The following is a 24,788-nucleotide window of genomic DNA, read 5'->3' on the forward strand; positions in this document are numbered from 1 at the left end:
GCCTGGTGCCGCGTCGAGTTGGTCAAACTTAATCGAGATCACGAACATGCTTTTTTCCCGCAAACCCTTTGCTTCGACTTCCAAGCGTCACCTGCTGTTGGTTGCCGCCGGGTTCAGCACCGTATTGACCGGTTGCGCGACCTCTCCGGTATCCAAGGTCGCTTCCACCACCAAGGTCGAGTACTACCCGAGCTGCTACGAGCCGGTGCAGCACCTGCGTGCCACTGACTCGGACATGACCAAGTCGGTCGTCACCGGTGCCGCCCTGGGTGCTGCTGGCGGCGCCTTGCTCGGTGCCCTGACCGGCGACGGCGACCACCGTGGTCGCAATGCAGCCATCGGCGCCGCTGGTGGTGCCCTGGCTGGCGGTGCTGCTGGCTACTACACCGAGCGCCAGAAGCAGATTGCCGATGACAACCAGCGCATCGCTTCCTACGCTACCGACGTCAACAAGAGCGTGGCCGACATCGACCGCAGCACGGCTTATGCCCGCGCTTCGCAGACTTGTTACCAGCGCGCTTTCGACAGCCTGATCAGCGCTCGCAAGGCCAACAGCATCAACGATGTCGAAGGGCGCAAGCGCCTGGCAGAAATCGTCAGCGGCCTGAAGGAGTCCAACGACCTGATCACCGCGGTGAATGGTCGTGCCAGCGAGGACCTGAGCAAGTACAACCAGGCCTACGAGCAAGACCTGCAGCAAGTGGGCGTACAGCGCACCGACGTGGTCAAGGTGGCCACCGCCGACACCACTCCAGTGACTACCACCGGCAAAGGCAAGGGCAAAGGCAAGAACCCACCGGCCAAGCAGAAGCTGCCGGTGGTGCCGAAGGAAGCGGTGAGCACCGAGAAGTCGATGCAGCAGGCCAAGACCAAGCAGGCCGAGAGCAACCAGGTGGCTACCACCGGCCAGACCCAGGTCAACAGCATGTGCAAGAACCCGGACCTGGGCGACTGGGCACCGGTGCCTTGCCCGAACGTCTGAGTCAGTGATTGTCTGACAAGATGTAGCGATAAGCGCTGAACGCCAGGCGATCTTCGAGCAATCGAACGGATCGGCTGGCGCTCGGCGAGTTACAGGTTACACTGCGCCGGCCATCCAATAATTCCACTGAGGCGCCGCGCATGAAATTTCGTTTTCTCCTCTGGGTACTTGGCCTGTTGATGGGCAAGGCCAGCCGTAACAATCCCGCTTTCCAGCAACAATTGGGCGACAAGGAGCTGGTATTCCAGCTGCAGACGCTCGATGGCAAGGTTGCTCGGCATTTCTTCGTCAAGGACCAGCGTGTTACCAGTCGTTCGGGGTTTTATCCCGAGCCGGCTTTCGCTATTGCCTTCAAGGACGCTGCCTATGGCTTCGCGACCATGCAGGCGAAGAACAAGCAGCTGGCATTCATGACGGGAATCCAGGACAAGTCGATCCAGATCAAGGGCAACCCGGCGCTGGTGATCTGGTTCCAGGGGCTGACCAAGTACCTGAAGCCGAAGAAGCCCAAGCCCAAGGCTTGAGGGCGCTACTGTTTCAGGGAGGGCCAGGGCCTGCGCTGCCAACAGCGGCAGCGGCTGGCAGGGCCCACCACGTCACCGGGGGTGACGTGGCTCGTTCAGACCTGGCTGAATTGCGAGGCCAGCTCTCGCAGCAGTACTTCGGCTTCCAGTACCTTGCTGACCACGTCCTCGGCCTTGTCGCGGCTCAGCCCCAGGCGCTCCAGCAGGGCGTCGGGAATCTCTTCGCGCGGGCCTGAGCCGATACCCCGGCTGCGTAGCAGGCGTACGGCCAGGCAGACCAGGTTCGGGTACTCGGCGTAGGCGCCGTCGTAGGTCGGGTCGTGTTGGAAGCGCAGGGCGGTGGACAGCTCATCCGGCATGTCCCAGTAGCGCATCAGCCAGGCGCCGATCTGTTCGCGGCTGATCCCTAGCAGGTGCTGCTCGACGTAGCTGTGGCACAGGTGCGGGTTGACCTCCAGGTGCCGGCAGATCAGCGAGAAGTGTGGCGGGAATACGTGAGCCAGGAGTAGGTAGCCGAAGTTGTGCAGCAGCCCGGCGAGGTACGTCAGGCCGGACTCCGGGCGCTGGGCCCGGGGCATCGCCCGGGTCAGGCCTTCGATCACCGCCGCGGTGTAGATGGACTGCTGCCAGTACGGCGTGGCGTGCTGTGGCTGGTCCTTGGGCAGGCTCAGGGTCTTGCCCAGCGCCAGGCCCAGGGCAAGGTTGATCACCAGGTCGAAGCCCAGTACGCGGACGATGGCGTCTTCCACCGAGCGAATCTTGCCCGGCGAGGCGTAATAGGGCGAGGCCGCCCAGCTCACCACCTGCGCCGCCAGCGCCGGGTCGGTTTCCACCACGCCGGTGATGTCGTCGATGGTGGCGTTGGGGTCGACCCGCAGCTTGATGATCTTCTGCGCGGTTTCGGCCAGCGGCGGGATCTCGATGGTGGCTTCCAGACGTTGCTGGATGCGACGCGCGGTGAAGGCTTGCATCGCCTGGGAGATTTCCTCGCGGTCGTCATCCGGGCGGTCGAGGTTGGGACGGATGCTGCTCAGGGCTTCGCCGAAGGTACCGGCGCTGGCCTTGCTGAGCATGCTCTTGAAGTCTTCGCGAGTGATTTCCAGCAGCACGCCCGGCTCGCCGGAGTTGATCAGCAGGGTGGGCTCGCGCAGCAGGCTTTCTTCATACAGGCAGGGCGAGCTGGTCAGGGCTGGCAGGCCCGGCAGCAGGCTCAGGCTGTGTTTGCCAAGCATGCGTTCCAGGCGTTCGGTGGAAACCGAGCGCAGGCGTCGACCGGTGAGTTCGGCCAGACGGTTGAGATCCAGCAGCTGGCTCTGGGGGAACAGCACCATCAGCGCGCCCACAGCATCGTCCAGCAGCACTGCCTGGACTTTGCGTTCGGCCGACAGGCCCGGCTGGTCGATGACTTCGTTGTAGCCGATGGCCAGCTTGCCGAGCAGCAACCGGATAACAGACGGCGCGTGCGGGGTTGCAGTGGCGAGGGCAACTTCTGTCATGGTCTGGTATCCGTTCTTCTACAATGTGACCAGTATAACCAGCTTGGTCATGCCAATGGTCCATTAACTGAGTGTTGGTTCACACTTGCCCGTATTGCTGGCCGTGGCGCAGCCAGCGCTCCAGCAGCGGGCTGACGTGGTCCGGCCAGCGCTCCAGCAGCGCCTGGGCAGCATCGCGCACGGCGGGCAGCAGGTCGGCATCGCGCATCAGGTCGGCCACCTTGAATTGCAGCAGGCCGGTCTGGCGGGTGCCGAGCATTTCCCCGGGGCCGCGCAGCTCGAGGTCTTTTTCGGCGATGACGAAGCCGTCGTTGGTTTCGCGCATGATGCCCAGGCGTTGACGACCGATTTGCGACAGCGGCGGGTGGTAGAGCAACACGCAGTGGCTGGCGGCGCTGCCGCGACCGACCCGGCCCCGCAATTGGTGCAGTTGGGCCAGGCCCAGGCGCTCGGGGTTTTCGATGATCATCAGGCTGGCGTTGGGTACGTCCACGCCGACTTCGATCACAGTGGTGGCCACCAGCAGCTGCAGGTGGCCGGCCTTGAACTCGGCCATGACCGCCGCCTTCTCCGGTGCCTTCATACGGCCATGGATCAAGCCTACTCGCAGCTCGCCCAGGGCGCTGGACAGGTCCTCGAAGGTGGTTTCGGCAGCCTGGCAGGTGAGTTCCTCCGACTCCTCGATCAAGGTGCAGACCCAGTAGGCCTGGCGACCTTCGGCGCACGCCGCGCGTACCCGCTCGATCACTTCGATGCGGCGGCTATCGGTCACCAGCACGGTGTTGACCGGCGTCCGGCCGGGAGGCAGCTCGTCGAGGATGGAGGTATCCAGGTCGGCGTAGGCACTCATGGCCAGGGTCCGGGGAATGGGCGTGGCGGTCATGATCAACTGGTGCGGGCAGAGTTTGCCACCGACACCCTTCTGGCGCAGGGCCAGGCGCTGCTGGACGCCAAAGCGGTGCTGCTCGTCGATGATCGCCAGGGCCAGGTTCTTGAATTGCACCTCTTCCTGGAACAGGGCGTGGGTGCCCACCACCATGGGGACACCGCTGGCGATCTGTTCCAGGGCGGCGCTGCGGCTCTTGCCCTTGAGCTTGCCGGCCAGCCAGGCGACTTCCAGGCCCAGCGGCTCCAGCCAGCGCTTGAAGGTGATGAAGTGCTGTTCGGCGAGGATCTCGGTGGGCGCCATCAGCGCCACCTGGTAGCCGGCTTCCAGCGCCTGCAGGGCGGCCAGGGCGGCCACTACGGTCTTGCCGGCGCCAACGTCGCCCTGGACCAGGCGGAGCATGGGTTCGGGCTGGCTCAGGTCGTAGGCGATTTCATTGCCCACCCGTTGTTGTGCTCCGGTAGGGGCGAAGCCCAGGTTCTTCAGGTACCGGGCCGGTAGTTTCTTCGCTACCGGCAGTACGGGCGCGCGCTGGGAGCGCAGGCTGTCGCGCAGGCGCTGCTGGGACAACTGGTGAGTCAGCAGCTCCTCGAATGCCAGGCGGTGTTGGGCCCAGTGGTGACCCAGGGCCAGTTCATCGACATCGGCGTCGGCCGGAGGGTGATGCAGGTAGCGGATCGCATCGTCCAGGGGGGCGAGTTGGTAGTCCCTGGCCAGTTCCTGCGGCAGCCAATCGGGCAGGCTGCGTGGACCGAGCATGGCCAGGCTCTGCTGGCACAGCATGCGCAGGCGCTGTTGGGTCAGGCCTTCGGTGAGCGGATAAATGGGGGTCAGGGTCTGGTCCACCGGTGGTGGTTCGTCACCCTGGATGGCGCGGTACTCGGGGTGGTAGATCTCCAGGCCCGAGGCGCCTGGGCGGGCTTCACCGTAGCAGCGTACGCGGGTGCCACGTTTCAGGCCCTCTTTCTGGGCGTTGCTGAAGTGGTAGAAGCGCAGGCTCAGACCCCCGGTGCCGTCTTGCAGGCGCACCAGCAGGCTGCGGCGCTTGCCCATGACCACATCGGCGCCACTGACCGTGCCTTCGACCACCGCGTCCTGACCCGGGCGCAAGGCGCCGATAGGCACCACGCGAGTGCGATCCTGGTAGCGCAGGGGCAGGTGGAACAGCACATCCTGGAGGTTCTCCAGGCCGACCTTGGCCAGTTTCTCGGCCATGGCCTCGCCGACGCCCTTGAGCGCCGTCACCGACACCTTCGACAGCTCAGTCATCGCGAGGGCTTAGCTGGCGGCAGGCGGTTTGGCCACCGAGCACAGGCGGATCGAGTCGGCGAGGATCTCGATGGCCTTGGGCCGCGGGAAGCTCGCGCGCCAGGCGATGGCCACGGTGCGAAACGGTGCGGGTGGGGTCAGTGGGCGGACCTCGATGACACCGGGGGCGTAATGATGGCTGTCCACTGCCGACAGCGGCAGGATTGAGACGCCCAGGCCTGAAGCGACCATGTGGCGAATGGTTTCCAGCGAGCTGGATTCCACGGTGGTGTGCTTGGCGCCGTCATTACCCTTGGTCAGGGTTGGGCAGGCCTCCAGGACCTGATCGCGGAAGCAGTGCCCTTCGCCCAGCAGCAACAGGCTCTTGTCGTTGAGCAGGCTGGCATCGATGGTTTCCTTGCGCGTCCAGGAGTGGTCGCTGGGCATCAGCACGTAGAAGGGTTCGTCGTACAGCGGCAGGGTCAGGACGTCTGCTTCGTTGAACGGCAGGGCGATGATGATCGCGTCCAGTTCGCCATTGCGCAGCTTGTCCCGCAGTACGTGGGTGAAGTTTTCCTCGATATACAGCGGCATCTGCGGGGCGACCCGGTGCAGCTGTGGAATCAGGTGGGGGAACAGGTATGGGCCGACGGTGTAGATGGCGCCGACCTTGAGGGGCGCTGTCAGTTGGTTCTTGCCGGCCTGGGCCAGTTCGCGGATGCCCTGGGCCTGCTCCAGTACTTTCTGTGCCTGGGCGACGATGGTCTCGCCGACCGGGGTCAGGCGTACGGCGCTCTTGCTGCGCTCGAAGATCAGCACGCCGAGTTCGTCCTCAAGCTTCTTCACGCCAACCGAGAGGGTGGGCTGGCTGACGTGGCAGCGTTCGGCGGCATGGCCGAAATGCTGCTCTTGGGCAAGGGTAACGATGTAGCGCAGTTCTGTAAGAGTCATAGCGGGCGTCCGTAAGGTTGCGGCCAAGCATAACGGCTGCAATCGATAGACGCACGTTATCAGACTGAAGGTGGAATACGACACCCGCCAATGCCTGACTCAGGGGGCATAAACACGAAGGGCACCCTGAGGGTGCCCTTGTGGTGTGTCAGCGGCGGCCGCGGCTTCTGTCGATCTCGTAGTTGTACGAGGCGGTGATTTCCACGCTGCCGTTGTTGAGCATGTCGGCAGGTGGCTTGGGCAGCGGTTGGGCGCGACGGATCATGTCCAGGGTGGCGCGATCCAGGTCGGCGTTGCCCGAACGCCCGACCAGCTCGTAGGACAGTACCTTGCCTTCGGCATCCACGACGAAGCGTAGCGAGTTGGTACCCTCTTTGCCGCGCCGCTGGGCTTCGCTTGGATAACGCTTGTACTTGGCCAGGTGTGCCTGCAACTCACCCTGCCAGTTGGCCTTGGCGGCGGCCTGGGCCGGCGATGGGCCTGGCGTTGCCGGTGCCGGGTTGCTGGATTGCGCCGGGGTGACCGGAGCGTCGCTGGGCTTTTCGTCGGAAGGCTTTTCCTTGGGCGGCTCCGGCTTTTCCACTGGCTTTGGCGGTTGTGGCTTGGGCTTCTGCTTGACCGGCTTGGGCACCGAAATAGTCGGCTTGGGTGCTTCGGCGAGCTTGGGCAGCGGCAGCTCTTCCACAGGGGCGGGTGGCTGTGGTGGGGTCACCACCTTGGGTGGTGCCGGGGGCGGCGGCACAGGGGCAGGTGCCAGTTCCACCACCATGGCTTGGGGAGGAATTGGCATGGGCTGTGGCTTGGACCAGTTGAGGGCGAGTGCAATCGCCACCGCATGGACGCCCAGCACCACGGCCAGGCTACCGCTGTAACGCGTCAGTCTTTGGCGCGTCGTGATCATTTCTTGGCTGCCGTCTCGAGTCCGACCAGGCCGACCTTCAGGTAGCCGGCTGCGCGCAGAGTGTCCATCACGCTCATCAGGTCACCGTAGTCCACGCCTTTGTCGGCCTGGAAGAAGATCGTGGTGTCCTTCTTGCCCTGGGTCTTGGCGTCGAGGGCGGCGCCCAGGGTCTCGGCCTTGATTTCGTCATCGCCGAGGAACAGGCGCTGGTCGGCCTTCACGCTTAGGAACACGGGTTTTTCCGGGCGCGGCGCCGGTTTGGCGCTGGAGGCGGGGAGATCGACCTTGATGTCCACGGTGGCCAGGGGAGCGGCCACCATGAAGATGATCAGCAGTACCAGCATCACGTCGATGAATGGCGTGACGTTGATTTCGTGGTTTTCGGCCAGGTCGTCGCCTGCCCCTTCCTTCAAATGCAAGCCCATGGCCGATTACCCCACTTTCACCATGTGCGGTTGTGCGGTGCGCTCGCTTGGCTGGTGGTCCAGGTCGCGACTGACCAGCAGCAGGACTTCTGCCGAGGCATCGGTTACCTGGGCCTTATAGCCGGTGATGGAGCGGGCGAAGACGTTGTAGATCACTACTGCCGGGATTGCCGCAACCAGGCCCAGGGCCGTGGCCAGCAGGGCTTCGGCGATACCTGGGGCGACCACGGCAAGGTTGGTGGTCTGGGTTTTGGCGATGCCGATGAAGCTGTTCATGATGCCCCATACGGTGCCGAACAGGCCGACGAAGGGGGCGGTGGAGCCGATGGTGGCCAGCACCCCGGTGCCACTGCTCATGTTGCGGCCGCAAGCGGCTACCAGGCGCTCCAGGCGGAAGCTCACACGTTCCTTGATGCCTTCTTTCTCACGGCTGTTGGCCGACAGGCGCATTTCTTCCAGGGCATCGTGGACCAGCAGGTTGGTGAGCGTGCCTTGCTTGGTGGCGCTGGCGCTGGCTTCCTTGAGGTTGGTGGCCTTCTTCAGGGCAGCGATTTCATGGCGCAGGCGGCGCTTGGCGCCCATCAGCTCGAAGCCTTTGGCGATCCAGATGGTCCAGGTGATGATCGAGGCGATGGCCAGGCCGATCATTACCAGCTTCACGATGATGTCGGCGTTCTGGTACATGCCCCATGGCGACAGGTCGTGGGCCATGCCCAGGGTGTTGTCGGCTTCCAGGACTTCAGGGAGGTCCTGGGCAGCTACTGGCTGGCCATCGACCGGAGCTTGCTCGCCGGTTGCCGCAGCTGCGGCGGGAGCTGTGGCAGGTGCTGCCGGATCGGTGGCTGGATGCTCGGCGACCGGTGTGGAGGCGACTGGCGCCGTGGCTGGTGCGTGCTGGTCGGCCCAGGCTGCGGTCGGGGCCAGCAGCAGGCTGCACAGCAGCGCGGCGGCTGCGCCCATGGTGCGCAGCGGGCTTGGGCGTGTGGTTGGCGAGACGGAGAATGGGTTGCTTGTCATGCTGGCCGGACCTGAGAGGAGAATAGGGTGAATGTCCTTCTAGGCCTCGCAGGGCCGAGAACAAAATGGGCGGTCATTATTGCAAGTAATTCTTGTTAACAGAAGTAATAGAGTATCTTTTTTTCCTCGATTACTAGCCGCTCGTCTTGTGTGAAGGCTAGTCTTGACCTTTGTGCAAGGAGTTTTCTGATGTCTGCCCCCTCTGTTCTGATCGCCGGTTGCGGCGATGTCGGAAGTCGCCTGGCGACTCAACTGCTGGCCGAGCAATGGCGAGTCCATGGCTTGCGCCGCACGGTATCGCACTTGCCCGAGGGGGTGCTTGGCGTCGCCGGCGATTTGTTCAGTGCGCAGTGTCCGGCGGACTGGCCCGAGGAACCTCTGGACTACCTGGTGTATTGCGCCGCGGCCACCGAGCATGACGAGGCCGGGTATCGTGCCGCCTACGTCGAGGGTTTGCAGCACGTGCTGGGCTGGCTCAAGCAGCACGGCCAGCGCCCCAAGCGGCTGTTGTTCGTGTCCAGCAGCAGCGTCTACGAACAAAAGGATGGCGAGTGGATCGATGAAACCGCTCCCGCCGAGGCCAATGCCTACTCCGGGCGCCTGATGCTGGAGGCGGAACAGGTGGCCCTGGATAGTGGGATTCCTGCCAGTCGGGTACGTCTTACCGGCATCTATGGGCCTGGACGTGAGTGGCTGCTGACCCAGGTACGGCGGGGGTACCGAGTGGCGGTCGAGCCGCCGCTGTACGGCAATCGCATCCATGCCGATGATGCTGCCGGCTTGCTGGCCTGCCTGCTCAAGGCCGATCACGGTGGGGCTGAGCTGGAGGACTGCTACATAGGCGTGGATGACGCACCTGCGCCGCTGGCTGAGGTGGTCGGCTGGTTACGCGATTACCTGGGAGTAACGGAGTGGGCGGCGGACGCTAGTGTGCGGCGCACGGGGAGCAAGCGCTGTAGCAACGCTCGGGCGAAGGCTTTGGGTTGGGTGCCGCGCTATCCCAGCTATCGCGAGGGGTATGCGGCGATTCTCGAAGGGCAGGGTTGAGGCTGTCCCTCGGGTTTGCCGCCGCCTGCCAAGGCCTGAGGCGGCTCCCAAGGGGAGCCGCTACCGCTAAGGTGCAAGGCCTTGTGCGGTAGCGGTTACTGGCGAATCACTGCTTCTCCAGCAGCCACTGCTGGTTGCCCGGGGTTAGCGATGGCACTTCGTCTGCCAGGGCAGTGTTGACCGCCTGGAATATCTCCAGCTGCTGGTCCTTGCGCACGAAGATCCAGGAATTGCCGCGGCCGTTGAGCTGCAGCCAGATACTGTCGTTGCCACCGCTCATCGAGGCGCAATCACCAGCCAGGCACAGCGCATAGCGATCTGCGCCCGGCAGACCTTGTACTGCGCCATCGGCCTGGAACTGTACGGTATCGCCCAGGCCCGGCCCGTTGATGATCTTCCATTTACCGCCCAGGTAGGCCGAATACAGGGCGCGCTCGAAATTGGCACCCAGTGGAGCGCCTTCGGGGGCTGGCTCCTTGGGACGGTCGAATACTTGCTCGGGCTCATTGTCGTTGGCGACCTGGAGCAGTCGCTTGCCGCTGCGCTTGAGTTCGGTGGGGGCGCTGCCGTAGACCTCGATCTTGGCGGAGTCGGCGCTTTCGCTGGGCAGCTTGCCTTCGACGGTCTCGAAACCATTGGTGTAGCGAGCCTGGCCAGCCTTGGTGTTGATCTCCCACTCCAGGGTCGGGCCATTGGCCTGGAGGGCTTCACGCAAAGGTCCGCCCTTGGAGGCGGCGTCGATCGCTACCTGATTGATCCAGATGCCGCCGACATCGTGTTTGGCGGGGTCGCTGGCACAACCGCCGAGCAATACGGCGAGCAGCGAAACAGCTAGCGCTTTGCGCATGACGAAATCCTTTCAGAACGAAAACGGCGCAGCCTGGACGGCTGCGCCGAGGGTGTCACTCGATGACCAGAATGGCATCCATTTCAACCTGTGCGCCCTTTGGCAGGGCTGCCACGCCGATGGCGGCGCGAGCTGGGTAGGGCTGTTCGAAGTACTTGCCCATGATCTCGTTGACCTTGGCGAAGTGGCTCAGGTCGGTGAGGAAGATGTTCAGCTTGACGATGTCCTTGAACGAACCGCCAGCAGCCTCGGCGACCGACTTGAGGTTCTCGAACACCTGGACGGTCTGGGCTTCGAAGCCTTCGACCAGTTCCATGGTCTTAGGATCTAGCGGGATCTGGCCCGACATGTAGACAGTGTTGCCAGCCTTGATGGCCTGGGAGTAGGTACCGATGGCAGCCGGGGCCTTGTCGCTGGTAATAACAGTCTTGGTCATGAATGACTCCTTGTAATGGGCGGGCTATGGAGGGGGTTAGGCACGCATGCGGGTGATGCGGATGACTCCGATCAGGGCGCGCAGTTTCTTGATCACGCGGGCCAGGTGCACGCGGTCGTGCACGCTGACCACCAGTTGGACCACGCTGATGCGGCCATCGCGTTCGTCCATGCTGATTTTCTCGATGTTGCCGTCGGCGGCGTTGACGCTGCTGGCCAGCAGCGCGATCAGGCCGCGCTGGTGCTCCAGCTCGACGCGCAGTTCGACGTTGAACTCGCCGGTGACATCCTTGGCCCAGGACAGCTGGATGCATTTTTCCGGGTTGTGGCGGATTTCGCTGATGTTGCGGCAGTTTTCCAGGTGCACCACCATGCCTTTGCCCGCCGACAGGTGGCCGACGATCGGGTCGCCCGGGATCGGCGTGCAGCACTTGGCGTAGCTCAGCACCAGGCCTTCGGTGCCGCGGATGGCCAGCGGACCTTCCGGGCTCGGCAGCTGTTCGCCCTCGCCCAGCAGGCGGCGGGCCACGACGTAGGCCATGCGGTTACCCAGGCCAATGTCTTCCAGCAAGTCTTCGATCAACTCCAGGCGGTATTCGTGGAGGATTGCCTGGACTCGTTCGGCGGAGATTTTCTCCAGGGCACTGTCGAAGCCGTTGAGCACCTTGTTCAGCAAGCGCTCACCGAGGCTGATGGACTCGGAGCGGCGTTGCAGCTTGAGGGCGTGGCGAATGTGGGTGCGGGCCTTGCCGGTGACCACGAAGTTGAGCCAGGCCGGATTTGGCCGAGCGCCGGGAGCGCTGACGATTTCCACGGTCGAGCCGCTTTGCAGTGGTTCGGACAGTGGCGCCAGGCGGCGATTGATCCGGCAGGCGATGCAGCTGTTGCCCACATCGGTGTGCACCGCATAGGCGAAATCGACGGCCGTGGAGCCCTTGGGCAGCTCCATGATCCGGCCCTTGGGTGTGAAGACGTAGACCTCGTCCGGAAACAGGTCGATCTTAACGCTCTCGATGAACTCCAGGGAGTTGCCGGCTCGCTGCTGCATTTCCAGCACGCCCTTGACCCATTGGCGGGCCCTGGCGTGAGTGCTCTTGGGCTGTTCGTCGCCACTGGACTTGTACAGCCAGTGGGCAGCGATGCCGTTGTTCGCCATCTCTTCCATTTCGCGAGTGCGGATCTGGATTTCGATCGGAACCCCGTGCATGCCGAACAGCGTGGTATGCAGCGACTGGTAGCCGTTGGCCTTGGGAATGGCGATGTAGTCCTTGAAGCGCCCCGGTAGCGGCTTGTACAGGTTGTGTACGGCGCCAAGCACGCGATAGCAGGTATCGACCTTGTCGACGATGATCCGGAACGCATAGACATCCATGATCTCGTTGAAGGCCCGGCGCTTGCCACGCATCTTCTTGTAGATGCCGTAGAGGTGCTTCTGGCGACCGCTGACCTCGCCCTGGATGCCATCGATGGCCAGGCAGTGGCCAAGGGATTCTTCGATCTTGTTGACGATTTCCTTGCGGTTGCCCCGGGCGCGCTTGACCGCCTGGTAGATCCGCGCGGAGCGCATCGGGTGCATGGCCTTGAAGCCCAGGTCCTCGAACTCGATGCGCACGCTGTGCATGCCCAGCCGGTTGGCGATGGGGGCATAGATTTCCAGGGTTTCCTTGGCGATTCGCCGGCGTTTTTCACCGGACAGTACTTCCAGGGTGCGCATGTTATGCAGGCGGTCGGCCAGCTTGACCAGGATCACGCGGATGTCGCGGGCCATGGCCATGGCCATCTTCTGGAAGTTTTCGGCTTGGGCTTCGGCCTTGGTCTCGAAGTTCATCTGGGTCAGTTTGCTGACCCCGTCGACCAGTTCGGCCACGGTTTCGCCGAATTGCGCACTGAGCGCTTCTTTGGCGATGCCGGTGTCCTCGATCACGTCATGCAGCATCGCAGCCATCAGGCTCTGATGGTCCATGTGCATGTCGGCAAGGATGTTCGCTACCGCGAGAGGGTGCGTGACGTACGCCTCGCCGCTGCGACGGCGCTGACCGTCATGGGCTTGTTCGGCGTAGAAATACGCTCGGCGGACCAGATTGACCTGGTCCGGGCCGAGATAGGTCGATAAGCGATCGGCGAGGGCGTCTATGCTCGGCATGATGTCTCCTGCCGTAGGCTGTGATCCCGCGCCGTGCTACGTCGACCAGGCATAGGCTCAGACGGCCTCGTTGGACTCGTCCTCGAAAGCAGCAAAAAGCGGTTCATCTTCAACGATTTCGGCTTCGGCGATGGCTGCGTAGTCGATCAGGCCTTCAGCGATTTCGCGCAGGGCGACAACGGTAGGCTTGTCGTTTTCCCATGCTACTTTCGGCTCTTTGCCGCCGGTGGCCAGTTGACGGGCACGCTTGGTAGAGAGCATGACCAGCTCAAAGCGGTTATCCACGTGTTCTAGGCAGTCTTCAACGGTTACGCGGGCCATGGTCTTCCTCGTAGCAAATGCAATATGCGCGGTGCCCGGATGGGCGAGCGGACTCAACAGTTTAAAAAATCACCAGCGATTAGGGAAGCGCTGATTTTTTGACCAGACCCTTCAACGCGCTGCAAGCACCAATGTAAAGCGCCCGCAGCGGTTTTGGGAAGATCTGTTTTAACCCAGCAACTCAGCGAGTAGTTTGCCGAAACGCTGTTGCTGGCGTTTTTGTTGCAGTTGGTTGGTGCGGAAAATCGCTTTCAGGTCGTCCAGGGCGTGGGCGAAGTCGTCATTGATGATCAGGTAGTCATAGTCGACGTAATGGCTCATTTCGCTGACCGCTTCACGCATCCGGCCCTCGATGATCTCGTCGCTGTCCTGGCCGCGATTGGTCAGGCGCTGGCGCAAGGCTTGCTGGGATGGCGGCAGGATGAAGATCGAACGGGCCTGGGGCATCAGCTTGCGCACCTGTTCGGCGCCCTGCCAGTCGATTTCCAGGATCAGATCGTGACCTTCGTCCAGGGTTTGCTGCAGGTGGCTCTGGGACGTGCCGTAGAGATTGCCGAAGACTTCGGCGCGCTCGAGGAAGTCGCCATGTTCGATCATGCGCACGAACTCTTCGCGCTCGACGAAGTGGTAATTCACCCCGTTGGCTTCCCCTGGGCGCATGGCGCGGGTGGTGTGGGAGATCGAGACGCGGATGCTGGCATCGGCGTCGATCAGGGCCTTGACCAGGCTGGTCTTGCCCGCTCCCGAGGGGGCGGAAATGATGTACAGGGTGCCGGTGCTGTGGGTCATGTCAGTTGCCTTACTCAATGTTCTGCACTTGTTCGCGCATCTGCTCGATCAACACCTTGAGGTTGACCGCAGCCTGGGTGCTGCGCGGGTCGAAGGCCTTGGAGCCCAGTGTGTTGGCTTCGCGGTTGAGCTCCTGCATCAGGAAGTCCAGCCGCCGGCCGGCGGCGCCGCCGGACTTGAGTACGCGGCGAACTTCGATGATGTGGGTGCTCAGGCGGTCCAGTTCCTCGGCGACGTCGCTCTTCTGCGCCAGCAGGACCATTTCCTGCTCAAGGCGGGCTGGGTCCAGTTCGGCCTGCATGTCGGCAAAGCGATCGAGGATTTTCTGGCGCTGGGCCGAGAGCATCTGCGGAACCAGCTCGCGTAGAGTCGCCACGTCTTCTTCTATAGAAGACAGGCGTTCGTTGATCAGTCGCGCCAGTTCGGCGCCTTCGCGTTCGCGACCGCTCTTGAGTTCCTTCAGGCCCTGGTTGAACAGTGCCAGGGCGTCGTTGTTCAGGGCTTGTGGGTCGCTGGCGTCAGCCACCAGGACTCCAGGCCAAGCCAGAACTTCCAAGGGGTTGAGCGGGGCTGGCTGCTTGATCAGGCCGGCAACGGACTCGGCGGCGGCGACCAACTGCGCTGCGCGTTCACGGTCGACCTGCAGTGGCTTGCCGGTGGTTTCCTCGGTGAAGCGCAGGGTGCATTCGACCTTGCCGCGCGACAGGCCCTGGCGCAGGGCCTCGCGCACCGCACCTTCCAGGTCGCGGAAGGCCTCGGGCAGGCGCAGGTGCGGCTCCAGGTAGCGGCTGTTGACCGAGCGCAGTTCCCAGCTCAGGGTGCCTTGGGTTCCAGCCCGTTCTACCCGGGCGAAGGCGGTCATGCTGTGCACCATGGAGGTTCCTCCGGTTCAGCGCCGACGCCAGCCGTAAGCGGGCAAGACGGATCTGATAGTGATGAATTAAAGCCGACAGGCTGCGAAGGCGCAGGATTGTAGCGCAGTGCGGTCGGAGGCCCCAAACCCTGGCAGAGATAATGGTCATGGTTCATCGTGACAGGGCTTTGCAGGGGCAAATGCGCCTTTGGCCGTTTTTGGTGTGCCTTGGTGCGTCCGCGGGCTTTATAATGTTCGGCAGTTTTCCGTCCTCGTACAGGTGTTCCTCTATGAAACGTCCAAGTGGTCGCGCTGCCGATCAGCTCCGCTCGATCCGCATCACCCGCAACTACACCAAACACGCCGAGGGCTCCGTACTGGTCGAGTTTGGCGATACCAAAGTGATCTGCACGGTCAGTGTCGAGAATGGCGTGCCGCGCTTTCTCAAGGGTCAGGGCCAGGGTTGGCTGACTGCCGAGTACGGCATGCTGCCGCGTTCGACCGGTGAGCGTAACCAGCGCGAAGCCAGTCGTGGCAAACAAGGTGGCCGGACGCTCGAAATCCAGCGCCTGATCGGTCGTTCGCTGCGCGCTGCGCTGGACATGTCCAAGCTTGGCGACATCACCCTGTATGTCGACTGCGATGTGATCCAGGCCGATGGCGGTACCCGCACCGCTTCCATCACCGGCGCAATGGTCGCCCTGGTGGATGCCCTGAAAGTGATCAAGAAGCGTGGCGGCCTGAAGGGCGGTGACCCGCTCAAGCAAATGATCGCCGCGGTTTCCGTGGGCATGTACCAGGGTGAGCCGGTACTGGACCTGGACTATCTTGAGGATTCGGCGGCCGAGACCGACCTTAACGTGGTGATGACCAGCACCGGTGGTTTCATCGAGGTGCAGGGTACTGCCGAAGGCGCACCGTTCCAGCCGGCCGAGTTGAATGCGATGCTGGCCTTGGCCCAGCAAGGCATGACCGAGATCTTCCAACTGCAACAGGCCGCCCTCGCCGATTGATCCAGGCGGCCATGGCAAGGAGAGCATTATGAGTGATGAGCAACTTCCGCTGCCTACGCCGAGCCATGAGGTTCGGCAATGGGCAATGTTCTGTCACCTGTCTGCCTTGCTGGGGCTGTGGATTCCGTTCGGCACGCTGATCGGGCCGCTGATCCTCTGGCAGATGAAGCGCGAGACCGATCCCTTCATCGATGCCCAGGGCAAGGAGGCGTTGAACTTCCAGCTGACGGTCGCCATTGCCTCGGCAGTCTGCTTCCTGCTGATGTTCGTGTTGATTGGCTTTGCCCTGTTCGGCCTGCTGGCATTGGGCGCTCTGGTGCTGACCATTATCGGCGGGGTCAAGGCCGGTGAAGGCATACCTTATCGGTACCCCTTCACCTGGCGCCTGGTCAAATAGATCGAGCGAGCACAAAAAAGCCGACAGCGATGTCGGCTTTTTTGTGGGAGATGAAAGGACGCTTAGATAGTCAGCGTCCAGTCATAGTCCACGATCAGCGGTGCGTGCTGCGAGAAGCGTGGCTGGCGTGGCAGGCGCGCGCTACGTACGAAGCGGCGCAGGCCGGGGGTCAGCAGCTGGTAGTCGAAACGCCAGCCCAGGTTGAGCATCTCGGCCTGCTCGTTGTCCGGCCACCAGCTGTACTGGTCGCCTTCGCGGCTGACTTCGCGCAGGGCGTCGACATACCCCATGTTGCCGATGATCTCGTCCATCCAGGCGCGTTCAGGCGCCAGGAAGCCCGGAGACTGCTGGCTGTCACGCCAGTTCTTGATATCCAGCTTCTGTTGCGCCACGTACAGCGAGCCACAATAGATGTACTCGCGCCGCTTGCGCCGCTGCTTGTCCAGATAACGGGCGAAATCGTCCATTAGCTTGAACTTCTGGTTCAAGTCTTCATCGCCGTTCTGCCCTGATGGAAGCAGCAAGGTCGCGATGCTGACCTTGTCGAAATCGGCTTGCAGGTAGCGCCCGTAACGATCGGCTGTTTCGAAGCCGAGGCCGCTGATGACCGCCTTCGGCTGCAACCGCGAGTACAAAGCCACACCGCCTTGGGCAGGGACTTCGGCATCGCAGGCATAAAGGAAGTAGCCATCCAGTTGGAAGGCTGGGTCGTCCAGTTCAAAGGCGGAGGCGCGGGTGTCCTGCAGGCAGATGACGTCGGCATTCTGTGCCTGCAGCCAACTGAGCAAACCACGCTCGACTGCAGCCTGAATACCATTGACGTTCACACTGATGATCCGCATAAATGGCCCCAAAAATCACGTGCGTGTATGATACCCGAGCTCTACCTAATTAGCTAAATCCGTGGTATCTGGGGTTTTTTCATGCAGGCGTATCAGCGCGATTTCATTCGTTTTGCCATCGATCGCGGGGTTTTGCGCTTCGGTGAGTTCACCCTGAAGTCCGGGCGCACCAGCCCTTACTTCTTCAATGCCGGCCTGTTCAACAGCGGTTCGGCCCTGGCCCAGCTGGGGCGTTTCTATGCGGCGGCGATCGTCGATAGCGGCATTTCCTTCGATGTGCTGTTCGGGCCAGCCTACAAGGGTATTCCCCTGGCTGCGGCCACTGCCGTTGCCCTGGCCGAGCATCACCAGCGCGATCTGCCCTGGTGCTTCAATCGCAAGGAAGCCAAGGCCCATGGCGAGGGCGGTAGCCTCGTCGGTGCGCCGTTGACTGGCGACGTACTGATCATCGATGACGTCATCACTGCTGGCACGGCCATTCGCGAAGTGATGCAGATCATCGGCTCGCAGGAAGGCGCCAAGGCGGCGGGAGTGCTGATCGCCCTGAACCGCCAGGAGCGTGGTAACGGCGAGTTGTCGGCGATCCAGGAAGTCGAGCGTGACTTCGGTATCCCGGTAGTCAGCATCGTTTCCCTGAACCAGGTTCTGGAATTCCTGGCCGATGACCCGCAGCTCAAGCAGCATCTGCCGGCGGTGCAAGCCTACCGTACGCAATTCGGCGTCTGAGGTACTGGGGAGGGCTTGTCTGACATACCGATGTCGAGGGCAAGCCCCGCTCCTGTAGAAGGCGCAAAAAAAGACCCCGCCAGGCCAAGCCAGGCGGGGTCTTTTTTATTGCAGTGCTTAAGGGCGCTTGCGATTGCTGATCAGGGTGCCGACACCGGTATCGGTGAAGATTTCCAGCAGGATCGCGTTGGGTACGCGCCCATCGATGATCAGCGAGCTGCCAACGCCACCCTGTACGGCTTCCAGTGCGCAGCGGATCTTCGGCAGCATGCCGCCGTAGATGGTGCCGTCGGCGATCAGCTCGTCCACTTGCTGGGTGCTCAGGCCGGTCAGGACCTTGCCCGACTTGTCCATCAGGCCGGCGATGTTGGTCAGCAGCATCAGCTTTTCAGCTTTCAGTGCCTCGGCAACCTTGCCGGCCACAAGATCGGCGTTGATGTTGTAGGACTCGCCATTGGCGCCCACGCCGATGGGTGCGATCACCGGGATGAAATCACCCTTGACCAGCAGGTTCAGCAGGTCGGTGTTGATTCCAACCACTTCACCCACATGACCGATATCGATGATTTCCGCAGTGGTCATCTCAGGCGTCTGGCGGGTCACGGTGAGCTTCTTGGCCCGGATCAGCTCGGCATCCTTGCCGGTCAAGCCAATGGCGCTGCCGCCATGGCGGTTGATCAGGTTGACGATGTCCTTGTTCACCTGGCCACCGAGGACCATCTCCACCACGTCCATGGTCTGCGCGTCGGTCACGCGCATGCCATCGACGAAGTGGCTTTCGATCGACAAGCGCTTGAGCAGATCACCGATTTGCGGGCCGCCACCATGTACTACCACCGGGTTGATCCCGACCGCCTTCATCAGCACGATGTCGCGGGCGAAGCCGGTTTTCAGCTCCTCGCTTTCCATAGCGTTGCCGCCGTACTTGATCACCAGGGTCTTGCCGACATAGCGGCGAATATAAGGCAGCGCTTCGGATAGGACCTTGGCGGTATTGGCGGCGGCATCGCGTTCGATGGTCATTCAGGGCTCCGGTGCTTCAAACAATCAAAACGGTAGTTGGAGATCAGGTGCAACACGTTTCAGTTGGACGTGGAACACGTCCTTAATCCGCTGCAGTTCGGCTGCATTGTCAGCCTCGAAGCGCAGCACCAGCACAGGGGTGGTATTGGAGGCGCGAACCAGGCCCCAGCCCTTGGCATAGTCGACTCGCACCCCGTCAATGGTGGTCAGGTTGGCTCCCTCGCCCCATTGCGCGTCGTGCAAGGCATCAATGATGCTGAATTTGCTCTCTTCGGTCACATGGATATTGATTTCCGGCGTAGAAATATCGTTCGGGAAGGTCGCGAACAGCTCTTCTGCAGAGGCTTTTTCCTTGCTGAGGATTTCCAGCAAGCGCGCTGCGCTGTAGATGCCGTCGTCGAAGCCGAACCAGCGCTCCTTGAAGAACACGTGCCCGCTCATTTCGCCAGCCAGCAGGGCACCGGTCTGCTTCATTTTCTTCTTGATCAACGAATGGCCGGTCTTCCACATTAGCGGGCGCCCGCCGTATTCCTTGATCAACGGAATCAGGCGTCGGGTGCACTTGACGTCGAAGATGATCTCCGCGTCCGGGTTGCGTGCCACCACATCCTTGGCGAAGAGCATCAGCAGACGGTCGGGGAAGACAATGCTTCCGGTGTTGGTGACCACACCGACGCGATCACCATCGCCGTCGAAGGCCAGGCCCAGGTCGGCCCCGGTTTCCTTGACCTTGGCGATCAGGTCCTCGAGGTTCTCGGGCTTGCCCGGGTCCGGGTGGTGGTTGGGGAAGTTGCCATCCACATCACAGAACAGTGGGATGACTTCGCAGTTCAGGGCTTCGATCAGTTGCGGGGCGATGACCCCTGCGGCGCCGTTGCCGCAATCGACCACCACCTTCAGGCGGCGAGCCAGCTTCACGTCCCGAGTGATCTCCTCGAGGTAGCGTGGAAGGATGTCCACCTTGGTGATGCTGCCTTGGGCGCTGCTCAGGTTATTGCTCTTGAGGCGCTCGTGCAGGGCCTGGATCTGTTCATTGGCCAGGGTGTCGCCGGCGATGACGATCTTGAAGCCGTTGTAGTTCGAAGGGTTGTGGCTTCCGGTGAGCATGACCCCGGACTTGCCGGCCAGTACGTTGGCTGCGTAATACAGGGCAGGGGTCGGAACCAGGCCGACATCGCTGACGTGGCAGCCGCTGTCATGCAGGCCCTGGATCAGTTGTGCCACCAGCTCCGGGCCGGACAGGCGGCCATCGCGGCCTACGCAGACGTTCGGCTCGCCCTGGGCCAGGCTCTGGGAGCCGATGGCGCGGCCGATCCAGTAGGCGGTTTCGGCGGTCAGGGTTTGCGGTACGACACCGCGGATGTCGTAGGCGCGAAAGATGCTGTCGGGAAATTTCGGGGCGACTTTGGCTGCGTTGCTCATCACTGAGGGTGCTCCATCTGAAGGGGTGCAGTACGGCCGTGGAAGGACAGGCCGGCAGGCTCAAACTGAAGGGTATGACGGCGTTTTCAGCATAGAGTTCGTACTGCGAAAGTGCCATCCGGGGGCTATGGCTGGTGTGCCATCACGCCGGAACTGGAGCGGGCAGGGCGCAAAGTCGCCAGCGATAACCGGCGACCGTTCATCCTGAAACTTCCCTGGTGGAGGGGCGGGCCGGGCAGGAGGCCCGGCCTGCGGCTTGTATCAGTGGCTGCCGGAATGGCCAAAGCCGCCGGCGCCGCGCTGGCTTTCGTCAAATGCCTCGACCACCTCGAAATGGGCCTGGACCACAGGTACCAGTACCAGTTGGGCGATGCGTTCGCCGACAGCGATGTTGAAGGCGCTCTGGCCGCGGTTCCAGCAGGACACCATCAACTCGCCCTGGTAGTCCGAATCGATCAGGCCCACGAGGTTACCCAGTACGATGCCGTGTTTGTGGCCCAGGCCGGAGCGGGGCAGGATCAGGGCGGCCAGGCCCGGGTCGCCGATGTACACCGACAGGCCAGTAGGGATCAGCAAGGTCTGGCCCGGTTCCAGTACGGTGTCTTCCATGAGCATGGCGCGCAGGTCGAGGCCGGCGGAGCCTGGCGTGGCGTACTGCGGCAGGGGGAATTCGTTGCCGATGCGTGGGTCGAGGATCTTGGCTTGTAAAGCGTGCATGCGAGTTAAACCTGGTTCAGCCGTTCGGCGATGAAAGAGATCAGCTGGCGGGCAATCTTGCCTTTGCTGGTCTGGGCGAAGAGGGTTGCGTGCAACTCTCGGTCAATCACGCTGCAGGCGTTTTCCTCGCTGTTGAAGCCAATGCTCGGGTTGGCCACGTCGTTGGCGACGATCAGGTCGAGGTTCTTGTCCTTCAGTTTGCGTGCAGCGTAGTCGAGCAGGTGTTCGGTCTCGGCGGCGAAGCCGACACTGAACGGGCGGTCCGGACGGGTGGCGATGGTGGCCAGGATGTCTGGATTGCGCACCATTCGTAGTAGTAGGCCATCGCCGTTCGTAGGGTCTTTCTTCAATTTTTGTGGGGCGACGACTTCTGGGCGGTAATCCGCGACCGCCGCAGAGGCGATGAAAACATCGCACGGGATGGCCGCCTCGCAGGCTGCGAGCATGTCGCGAGCGCTGACAACGTCGATCCGCGTGACCCTGTCGGGGGTGGGCAGGTGGACCGGTCCGGTGATCAAGGTCACTCGGGCACCGGCCTCGACAGCGGCCTCGGCCAACGCGAAGCCCATTTTTCCTGAGCTATGGTTGGTGATGTAGCGCACCGGATCGATATTTTCCTGGGTCGGACCAGCAGTGATCAGTACATGCTTGCCGGTTAGTGCCAGGTGCTGGAAGCAGTCGGCAGCGCAGAGTGCGAGGTCGTTGGCCTCGAGCATGCGGCCCAGGCCGACGTCGCCACAGGCCTGGCTCCCGGAGGCCGGGCCGAACACCCGCAGGCCGCGACTTTGCAGGAGCTGGGTGTTGGCTTGGGTGGCGGGGTCGCGCCACATGGCCTGGTTCATCGCCGGGGCGATGGCCACGGTGGCGTCGGTGGCCAGGACCAGGGTGGTCAGCAGGTCGTCGGCCATGCCCTGGGCCAGGCGAGCGATCAGGTCGGCCGTGGCGGGGGCGATCAGGACGAGATCGGCCCACTTGGCCAGCTCGATGTGTCCCATGGCGGCTTCGGCCGCCGGGTCCAGCAGGTCAAGGTGGACCGGGTGCCCGGAGAGGGCCTGCAGGGTCAGTGGTGTGATGAATTCACTGCCGCCCCGGGTCATGACCACGCGCACTTCGGCGCCCTGGTCGAGGAGTCGGCGAACCAGCTCCGCGCTCTTGTAGGCGGCAATGCCGCCACCGATGCCGAGCACGATGCGTTTGCGATACAGCCGCTGCATAAGCCTGTCTTTCCGTTCAATGATTGCTGCGTGGCATGCCCCCTCCCCAGGTGAAATACCACGCAAAAAAGAGGGGGCTAAGATAGCACAGCGTCCGCTGTGGAACAGCGGCGCCATGCACAGGGAGGTGTGATGAGCATTCGTGATTGGCCCGCGGCGGAGCGCCCGCGGGAAAGGCTTCTGGAGCAAGGTGCGGTCAGTCTTTCCGATGCCGAGTTACTGGCGATCTTCCTGCGTACCGGGGTCGCGGGTAAAAGCGCGGTCGACCTGGCGCGGCATTTGTTACAGCGCTTTGGCAGCTTGCGTAGCCTGTTGGAGGCCGACCAGTGGACCTTCACTCGCCAGCTGGGGCTTGGGCCGGCCAAATATGCCTTGTTACAGGCCGTGCTGGAGATGGCGCGAAGGCATTTGGCAGAGAAGCTGCACCGGCAGTCTGCACTGGAGAACCCGCTGGTGGTCCGCGACTACCTGAAGTCGGTGCTGAGGCACGAGCCCCATGAAGTATTCGGTTGCCTGTTCCTGGATACCAGGCATCGGGTCCTGGCTTTCGAAATCCTGTTCCAGGGTTCGATCGACAGCACGACGGTGTATCCGCGACAAGTGCTCAAGCGCACCCTGGTCCACAACGCGGCAGCCGTGATTCTTTGCCACAACCATCCGTCGGGTATCTCCGACCCCAGCCCTGCCGACCGGGTCGTGACCCGGCGCTTGCAGCAGGCGCTGGAGCTTATCGATGTGCGGGTGCTGGACCATTTCATCGTCGGTGAGGGCGATCCATTGTCAATGGCCGAATACGGCTGGCTCTAGCCGCGCGGCAAGCCCGGGGCTGAGGGGCCTGCCGCTGGCGGACTGGAGTCACTGGAGGCTGATCTTGGAGTAATCCTGTCGGCCGAATGGGCTCACCTGATAACCCTGGACCTGCTTGCGGGTCAGGGCAAAGGCGGTTGGGTGGGCCAGGGGCAGCCACAGTGCCTGCTGCTGGATCTGGATCTGGGCCTGCTGGTACAGCTTGCTGCGTACGCCCTGTTCGCTGGTGGTCTTGCCGGCGGTGATCAACTTGTCCAGGTTCTGGTCGCAATAGCGAGCGAAGTTGGTGCCGGATTTGACTGCCGCGCAGGTGAACTGTGGCGAAAGGAAGTTATCCGGGTCGCCGTTGTCGCCGGCCCAGCCCATGAACAGCAGGTCGTGCTCGCCGGCCTTGGCCCGGCGGATCAGCTCGCCCCATTCGATCACGCGGATTTCCGCCTGGATCCCCACTTGTGCCAGGTCCGATTGCAGCATTTGCGCGCCCAGGCTCGGGTTGGGGTTGAGCAGGCTGCCAGAGGGGCGAGTCCAGATAGTGGTCTGGAACCCACTCTTCAGGCCGGCCTTGGCCAGCAGTTGGCGAGCCTTCTCTGGATCGAAGGCGTAGCCGGGCAGCTCTTTGGCGTAGCTCCAGGTATTAGGCGGATAGGGACCATTGGCCGCTTCGCCGGTGCCTTCGAATACCGCCTTGAGGTAATTGGCCTTGTCGAATGCCAGGTTGATCGCCTGGCGTACTTCGGGTTTGTCCAGGGGTGGGTGCTGGCTATTGATGGCAACGAAAGCCGTCATGAACGCAGCGGTGTGCTCTATCTTGAGGGTCGGGTCGGTACTGGCGGCCTGGACGTCCAGGGGTTTTGGCGACAAGGCGATCTGGCATTCGTTGCGCCGCAGTTTCTGCAGGCGCACATTGGCATCCGGGGTGATGGCGAAGATCAGCGAATCCACGGTGGGCTTGCCGGCAAAGTAGTCGCGGTTGGCCTTGTAGCGGATCGCCGCATCCTTCTGGAACCGGCTGAAGATGAATGGGCCGGTGCCGATGGGCTGGCTGTTGAGCTTCTCTGGGCTGGCGGCCTTGAGCAACTGGTCGGCGTACTCGGCCGAATAGATAGAGGCAAAGCCCATGCTCAGGGTGGCGAGGAAGGTCGAGTCGGCGTGATCCAGGGTGAAACGTACCGTCAACGGGTCCAGGGCGTCGATCTTCCTGATCAGGCCGGGCAGTTGCAGCGATTGCGCATGGGGAAAACCGCTCTGGGCGACCTGATGCCACGGCTGTGCCGGATCGAGCATCCGTTCGAAGCTGAACTTGACGTCCTCGGCGGTGAGTTCGCGGCTGGGGGTGAAGTAGTCGGTGCGATGGAACTTCACTTTTGGATGCAGCCTGAACACGTAGGTCAGGCCGTCGCTGGAAATCTCCCAGCTGTCGGCCAGGCTGGGGACCACCTTGCCGCTGCTGGCATCGAATTCCACCAGGCGGTTCATCAATACGTCGGCGGAAGCATTGGTGGTGGTCAGCGAGTTGTACTGCACCACGTCGAAGCCTTCCGGGCTGGCTTCGGTACAGACGCTCAGCGTGGCGGCCTGGGCCAGTGGGCTCAGGAGAGGGGCGAGCAGGAGCGGGAGGGCGGCGAGACGCATGGTCGGGTTCCTTGTGCAGATCGAAAGCCCATCTGCGAGTGCAGTCTGGAATGGCCTTACCCTAGTGGCCTCGTGGAGAAATGACTATCTCCTTTTGCATCCGCCACCGATCCCTGTCGTTCGCAGTCGT

General features: G+C 62.5%; 24 protein-coding genes and 1 pseudogene. 7 read left to right on the plus strand and 18 right to left on the minus strand.

Annotated elements, in window-relative coordinates; genetic code table 11:
• The first annotated feature begins 46 nt into the window (after positions 1-46).
• Positions 47-982 (plus strand): type VI secretion system-associated lipoprotein TagQ, encoded by a 936-nt coding sequence (gene tagQ, locus C4K39_RS17690; RefSeq protein ID WP_068577649.1) that lies wholly within the window; start codon positions 47-49, stop codon positions 980-982.
• A gap of 140 nt (positions 983-1,122) precedes the next feature.
• Positions 1,123-1,506: a helicase gene (locus tag C4K39_RS17695; protein ID WP_068577651.1), complete on the plus strand. Its 384-nt coding sequence runs from the start codon at positions 1,123-1,125 to the stop codon at positions 1,504-1,506.
• A 95-nt stretch (positions 1,507-1,601) separates the two neighbouring features.
• Here the strand turns inward: C4K39_RS17695 and C4K39_RS17700 are convergent, their stop codons facing one another.
• From C4K39_RS17700 to exbB, 6 genes are all read right to left on the minus strand, one after another.
• Positions 1,602-3,002, minus strand: coding sequence for an aminoacyl-tRNA deacylase and HDOD domain-containing protein (locus tag C4K39_RS17700; RefSeq protein WP_068577652.1), 1,401 nt, complete (start codon positions 3,000-3,002; stop codon positions 1,602-1,604).
• 79 nt (positions 3,003-3,081) lie between these two features.
• Complete coding sequence (gene recG, locus C4K39_RS17705) at positions 3,082-5,157, minus strand: ATP-dependent DNA helicase RecG (protein WP_068577653.1); 2,076 nt, start codon at positions 5,155-5,157, stop codon at positions 3,082-3,084.
• Positions 5,158-5,166: 9 nt separating this feature from the next.
• Positions 5,167-6,087, minus strand: coding sequence for a hydrogen peroxide-inducible genes activator (locus C4K39_RS17710; RefSeq protein WP_068577654.1), 921 nt, complete (start codon positions 6,085-6,087; stop codon positions 5,167-5,169).
• Between the two features lie 148 nt (positions 6,088-6,235).
• Positions 6,236-6,988 carry an energy transducer TonB family protein gene (locus C4K39_RS17715; protein ID WP_068577655.1) on the minus strand — a complete coding sequence of 251 codons (753 nt, stop codon included), beginning with the start codon at positions 6,986-6,988 and terminating at the stop codon, positions 6,236-6,238.
• Positions 6,985-7,413 (minus strand): TonB system transport protein ExbD, encoded by a 429-nt coding sequence (exbD, locus tag C4K39_RS17720; protein ID WP_068577656.1) that lies wholly within the window; start codon positions 7,411-7,413, stop codon positions 6,985-6,987. Before exbD ends, C4K39_RS17715 begins: the two co-directional genes overlap by 4 nt.
• 6 nt (positions 7,414-7,419) lie before the next feature.
• Positions 7,420-8,430 carry a tonB-system energizer ExbB gene (gene exbB / locus C4K39_RS17725; RefSeq protein ID WP_068577661.1) on the minus strand — a complete coding sequence of 337 codons (1,011 nt, stop codon included), beginning with the start codon at positions 8,428-8,430 and terminating at the stop codon, positions 7,420-7,422.
• Between the two features lie 189 nt (positions 8,431-8,619).
• Here exbB and C4K39_RS17730 point away from each other — a divergent pair, with 189 nt between their 5' ends.
• Complete coding sequence (locus C4K39_RS17730; RefSeq protein WP_124347094.1) at positions 8,620-9,477, plus strand: NAD-dependent epimerase/dehydratase family protein; 858 nt, start codon at positions 8,620-8,622, stop codon at positions 9,475-9,477.
• A gap of 106 nt (positions 9,478-9,583) precedes the next feature.
• Here the strand turns inward: C4K39_RS17730 and C4K39_RS17735 are convergent, their stop codons facing one another.
• The 6 genes from C4K39_RS17735 to C4K39_RS17760 form a co-directional block, all read right to left on the minus strand.
• Complete coding sequence (locus tag C4K39_RS17735) at positions 9,584-10,324, minus strand: hypothetical protein (RefSeq protein WP_124347095.1); 741 nt, start codon at positions 10,322-10,324, stop codon at positions 9,584-9,586.
• Positions 10,325-10,379: 55 nt separating this feature from the next.
• The gene (locus tag C4K39_RS17740) at positions 10,380-10,760 is read right to left on the minus strand and encodes a RidA family protein (RefSeq protein WP_003176922.1); all 381 of its coding nucleotides are present in this window, start codon (positions 10,758-10,760) and stop codon (positions 10,380-10,382) included.
• A gap of 36 nt (positions 10,761-10,796) precedes the next feature.
• Positions 10,797-12,902, minus strand: a complete 2,106-nt coding sequence (gene spoT, locus C4K39_RS17745; RefSeq protein WP_068577664.1) for a bifunctional GTP diphosphokinase/guanosine-3',5'-bis pyrophosphate 3'-pyrophosphohydrolase — start codon at positions 12,900-12,902, stop codon at positions 10,797-10,799.
• A 57-nt stretch (positions 12,903-12,959) separates the two neighbouring features.
• The gene (gene rpoZ / locus C4K39_RS17750) at positions 12,960-13,223 is read right to left on the minus strand and encodes a DNA-directed RNA polymerase subunit omega (protein WP_007921129.1); all 264 of its coding nucleotides are present in this window, start codon (positions 13,221-13,223) and stop codon (positions 12,960-12,962) included.
• 168 nt (positions 13,224-13,391) lie between these two features.
• The gene (gmk, locus tag C4K39_RS17755; protein ID WP_068577666.1) at positions 13,392-14,012 is read right to left on the minus strand and encodes a guanylate kinase; all 621 of its coding nucleotides are present in this window, start codon (positions 14,010-14,012) and stop codon (positions 13,392-13,394) included.
• 10 nt (positions 14,013-14,022) lie between these two features.
• Positions 14,023-14,886 carry a YicC/YloC family endoribonuclease gene (locus tag C4K39_RS17760; protein WP_068577668.1) on the minus strand — a complete coding sequence of 288 codons (864 nt, stop codon included), beginning with the start codon at positions 14,884-14,886 and terminating at the stop codon, positions 14,023-14,025.
• Positions 14,887-15,155: 269 nt separating this feature from the next.
• Between C4K39_RS17760 and rph the strand changes: the two genes are divergently transcribed.
• Together rph and C4K39_RS17770 are read left to right on the plus strand one after the other, a co-directional pair.
• A complete protein-coding gene (rph, locus tag C4K39_RS17765; protein ID WP_022641842.1) occupies positions 15,156-15,878 on the plus strand; it encodes a ribonuclease PH in 723 nt (240 codons plus the stop codon).
• A 28-nt stretch (positions 15,879-15,906) separates the two neighbouring features.
• Entirely contained in the window at positions 15,907-16,275 is a 369-nt protein-coding gene (locus C4K39_RS17770; RefSeq protein ID WP_124347096.1) for a DUF4870 domain-containing protein, read from the plus strand.
• A 62-nt stretch (positions 16,276-16,337) separates the two neighbouring features.
• On the opposite strand, the gene crc is transcribed toward C4K39_RS17770, so the two are convergent.
• Positions 16,338-17,117 (minus strand): catabolite repression control protein Crc, encoded by a 780-nt coding sequence (gene crc / locus C4K39_RS17775; RefSeq protein ID WP_011064227.1) that lies wholly within the window; start codon positions 17,115-17,117, stop codon positions 16,338-16,340.
• Between the two features lie 81 nt (positions 17,118-17,198).
• Between crc and pyrE the strand changes: the two genes are divergently transcribed.
• Complete coding sequence (gene pyrE / locus C4K39_RS17780; RefSeq protein WP_124347097.1) at positions 17,199-17,843, plus strand: orotate phosphoribosyltransferase; 645 nt, start codon at positions 17,199-17,201, stop codon at positions 17,841-17,843.
• A gap of 117 nt (positions 17,844-17,960) precedes the next feature.
• On the opposite strand, the gene argB is transcribed toward pyrE, so the two are convergent.
• From argB to coaBC, 4 genes and pseudogenes are all read right to left on the minus strand, one after another.
• A complete protein-coding gene (gene argB / locus C4K39_RS17785) occupies positions 17,961-18,866 on the minus strand; it encodes an acetylglutamate kinase (RefSeq protein WP_068577677.1) in 906 nt (301 codons plus the stop codon).
• 24 nt (positions 18,867-18,890) lie between these two features.
• A pseudogene (locus tag C4K39_RS17790) lies at positions 18,891-20,291 on the minus strand (phosphomannomutase/phosphoglucomutase); the annotation flags it as partial.
• Between the two features lie 258 nt (positions 20,292-20,549).
• Entirely contained in the window at positions 20,550-21,005 is a 456-nt protein-coding gene (gene dut, locus C4K39_RS17795; RefSeq protein ID WP_124347098.1) for a dUTP diphosphatase, read from the minus strand.
• 5 nt (positions 21,006-21,010) lie between these two features.
• Positions 21,011-22,219, minus strand: a complete 1,209-nt coding sequence (gene coaBC / locus C4K39_RS17800) for a bifunctional phosphopantothenoylcysteine decarboxylase/phosphopantothenate--cysteine ligase CoaBC (protein WP_068577683.1) — start codon at positions 22,217-22,219, stop codon at positions 21,011-21,013.
• Positions 22,220-22,351: 132 nt separating this feature from the next.
• Here coaBC and radC point away from each other — a divergent pair, with 132 nt between their 5' ends.
• Complete coding sequence (gene radC, locus C4K39_RS17805; protein ID WP_068577685.1) at positions 22,352-23,026, plus strand: RadC family protein; 675 nt, start codon at positions 22,352-22,354, stop codon at positions 23,024-23,026.
• A 48-nt stretch (positions 23,027-23,074) separates the two neighbouring features.
• Here radC and C4K39_RS17810 read toward each other — a convergent pair whose 3' ends face one another.
• Positions 23,075-24,658, minus strand: a complete 1,584-nt coding sequence (locus C4K39_RS17810) for an ABC transporter substrate-binding protein (RefSeq protein WP_124347099.1) — start codon at positions 24,656-24,658, stop codon at positions 23,075-23,077.
• Positions 24,659-24,788: the final 130 nt, after the last annotated feature.

This window comes from Pseudomonas sessilinigenes, from assembly GCF_003850565.1.
Lineage (GTDB): Bacteria > Pseudomonadota > Gammaproteobacteria > Pseudomonadales > Pseudomonadaceae > Aquipseudomonas > Aquipseudomonas sessilinigenes.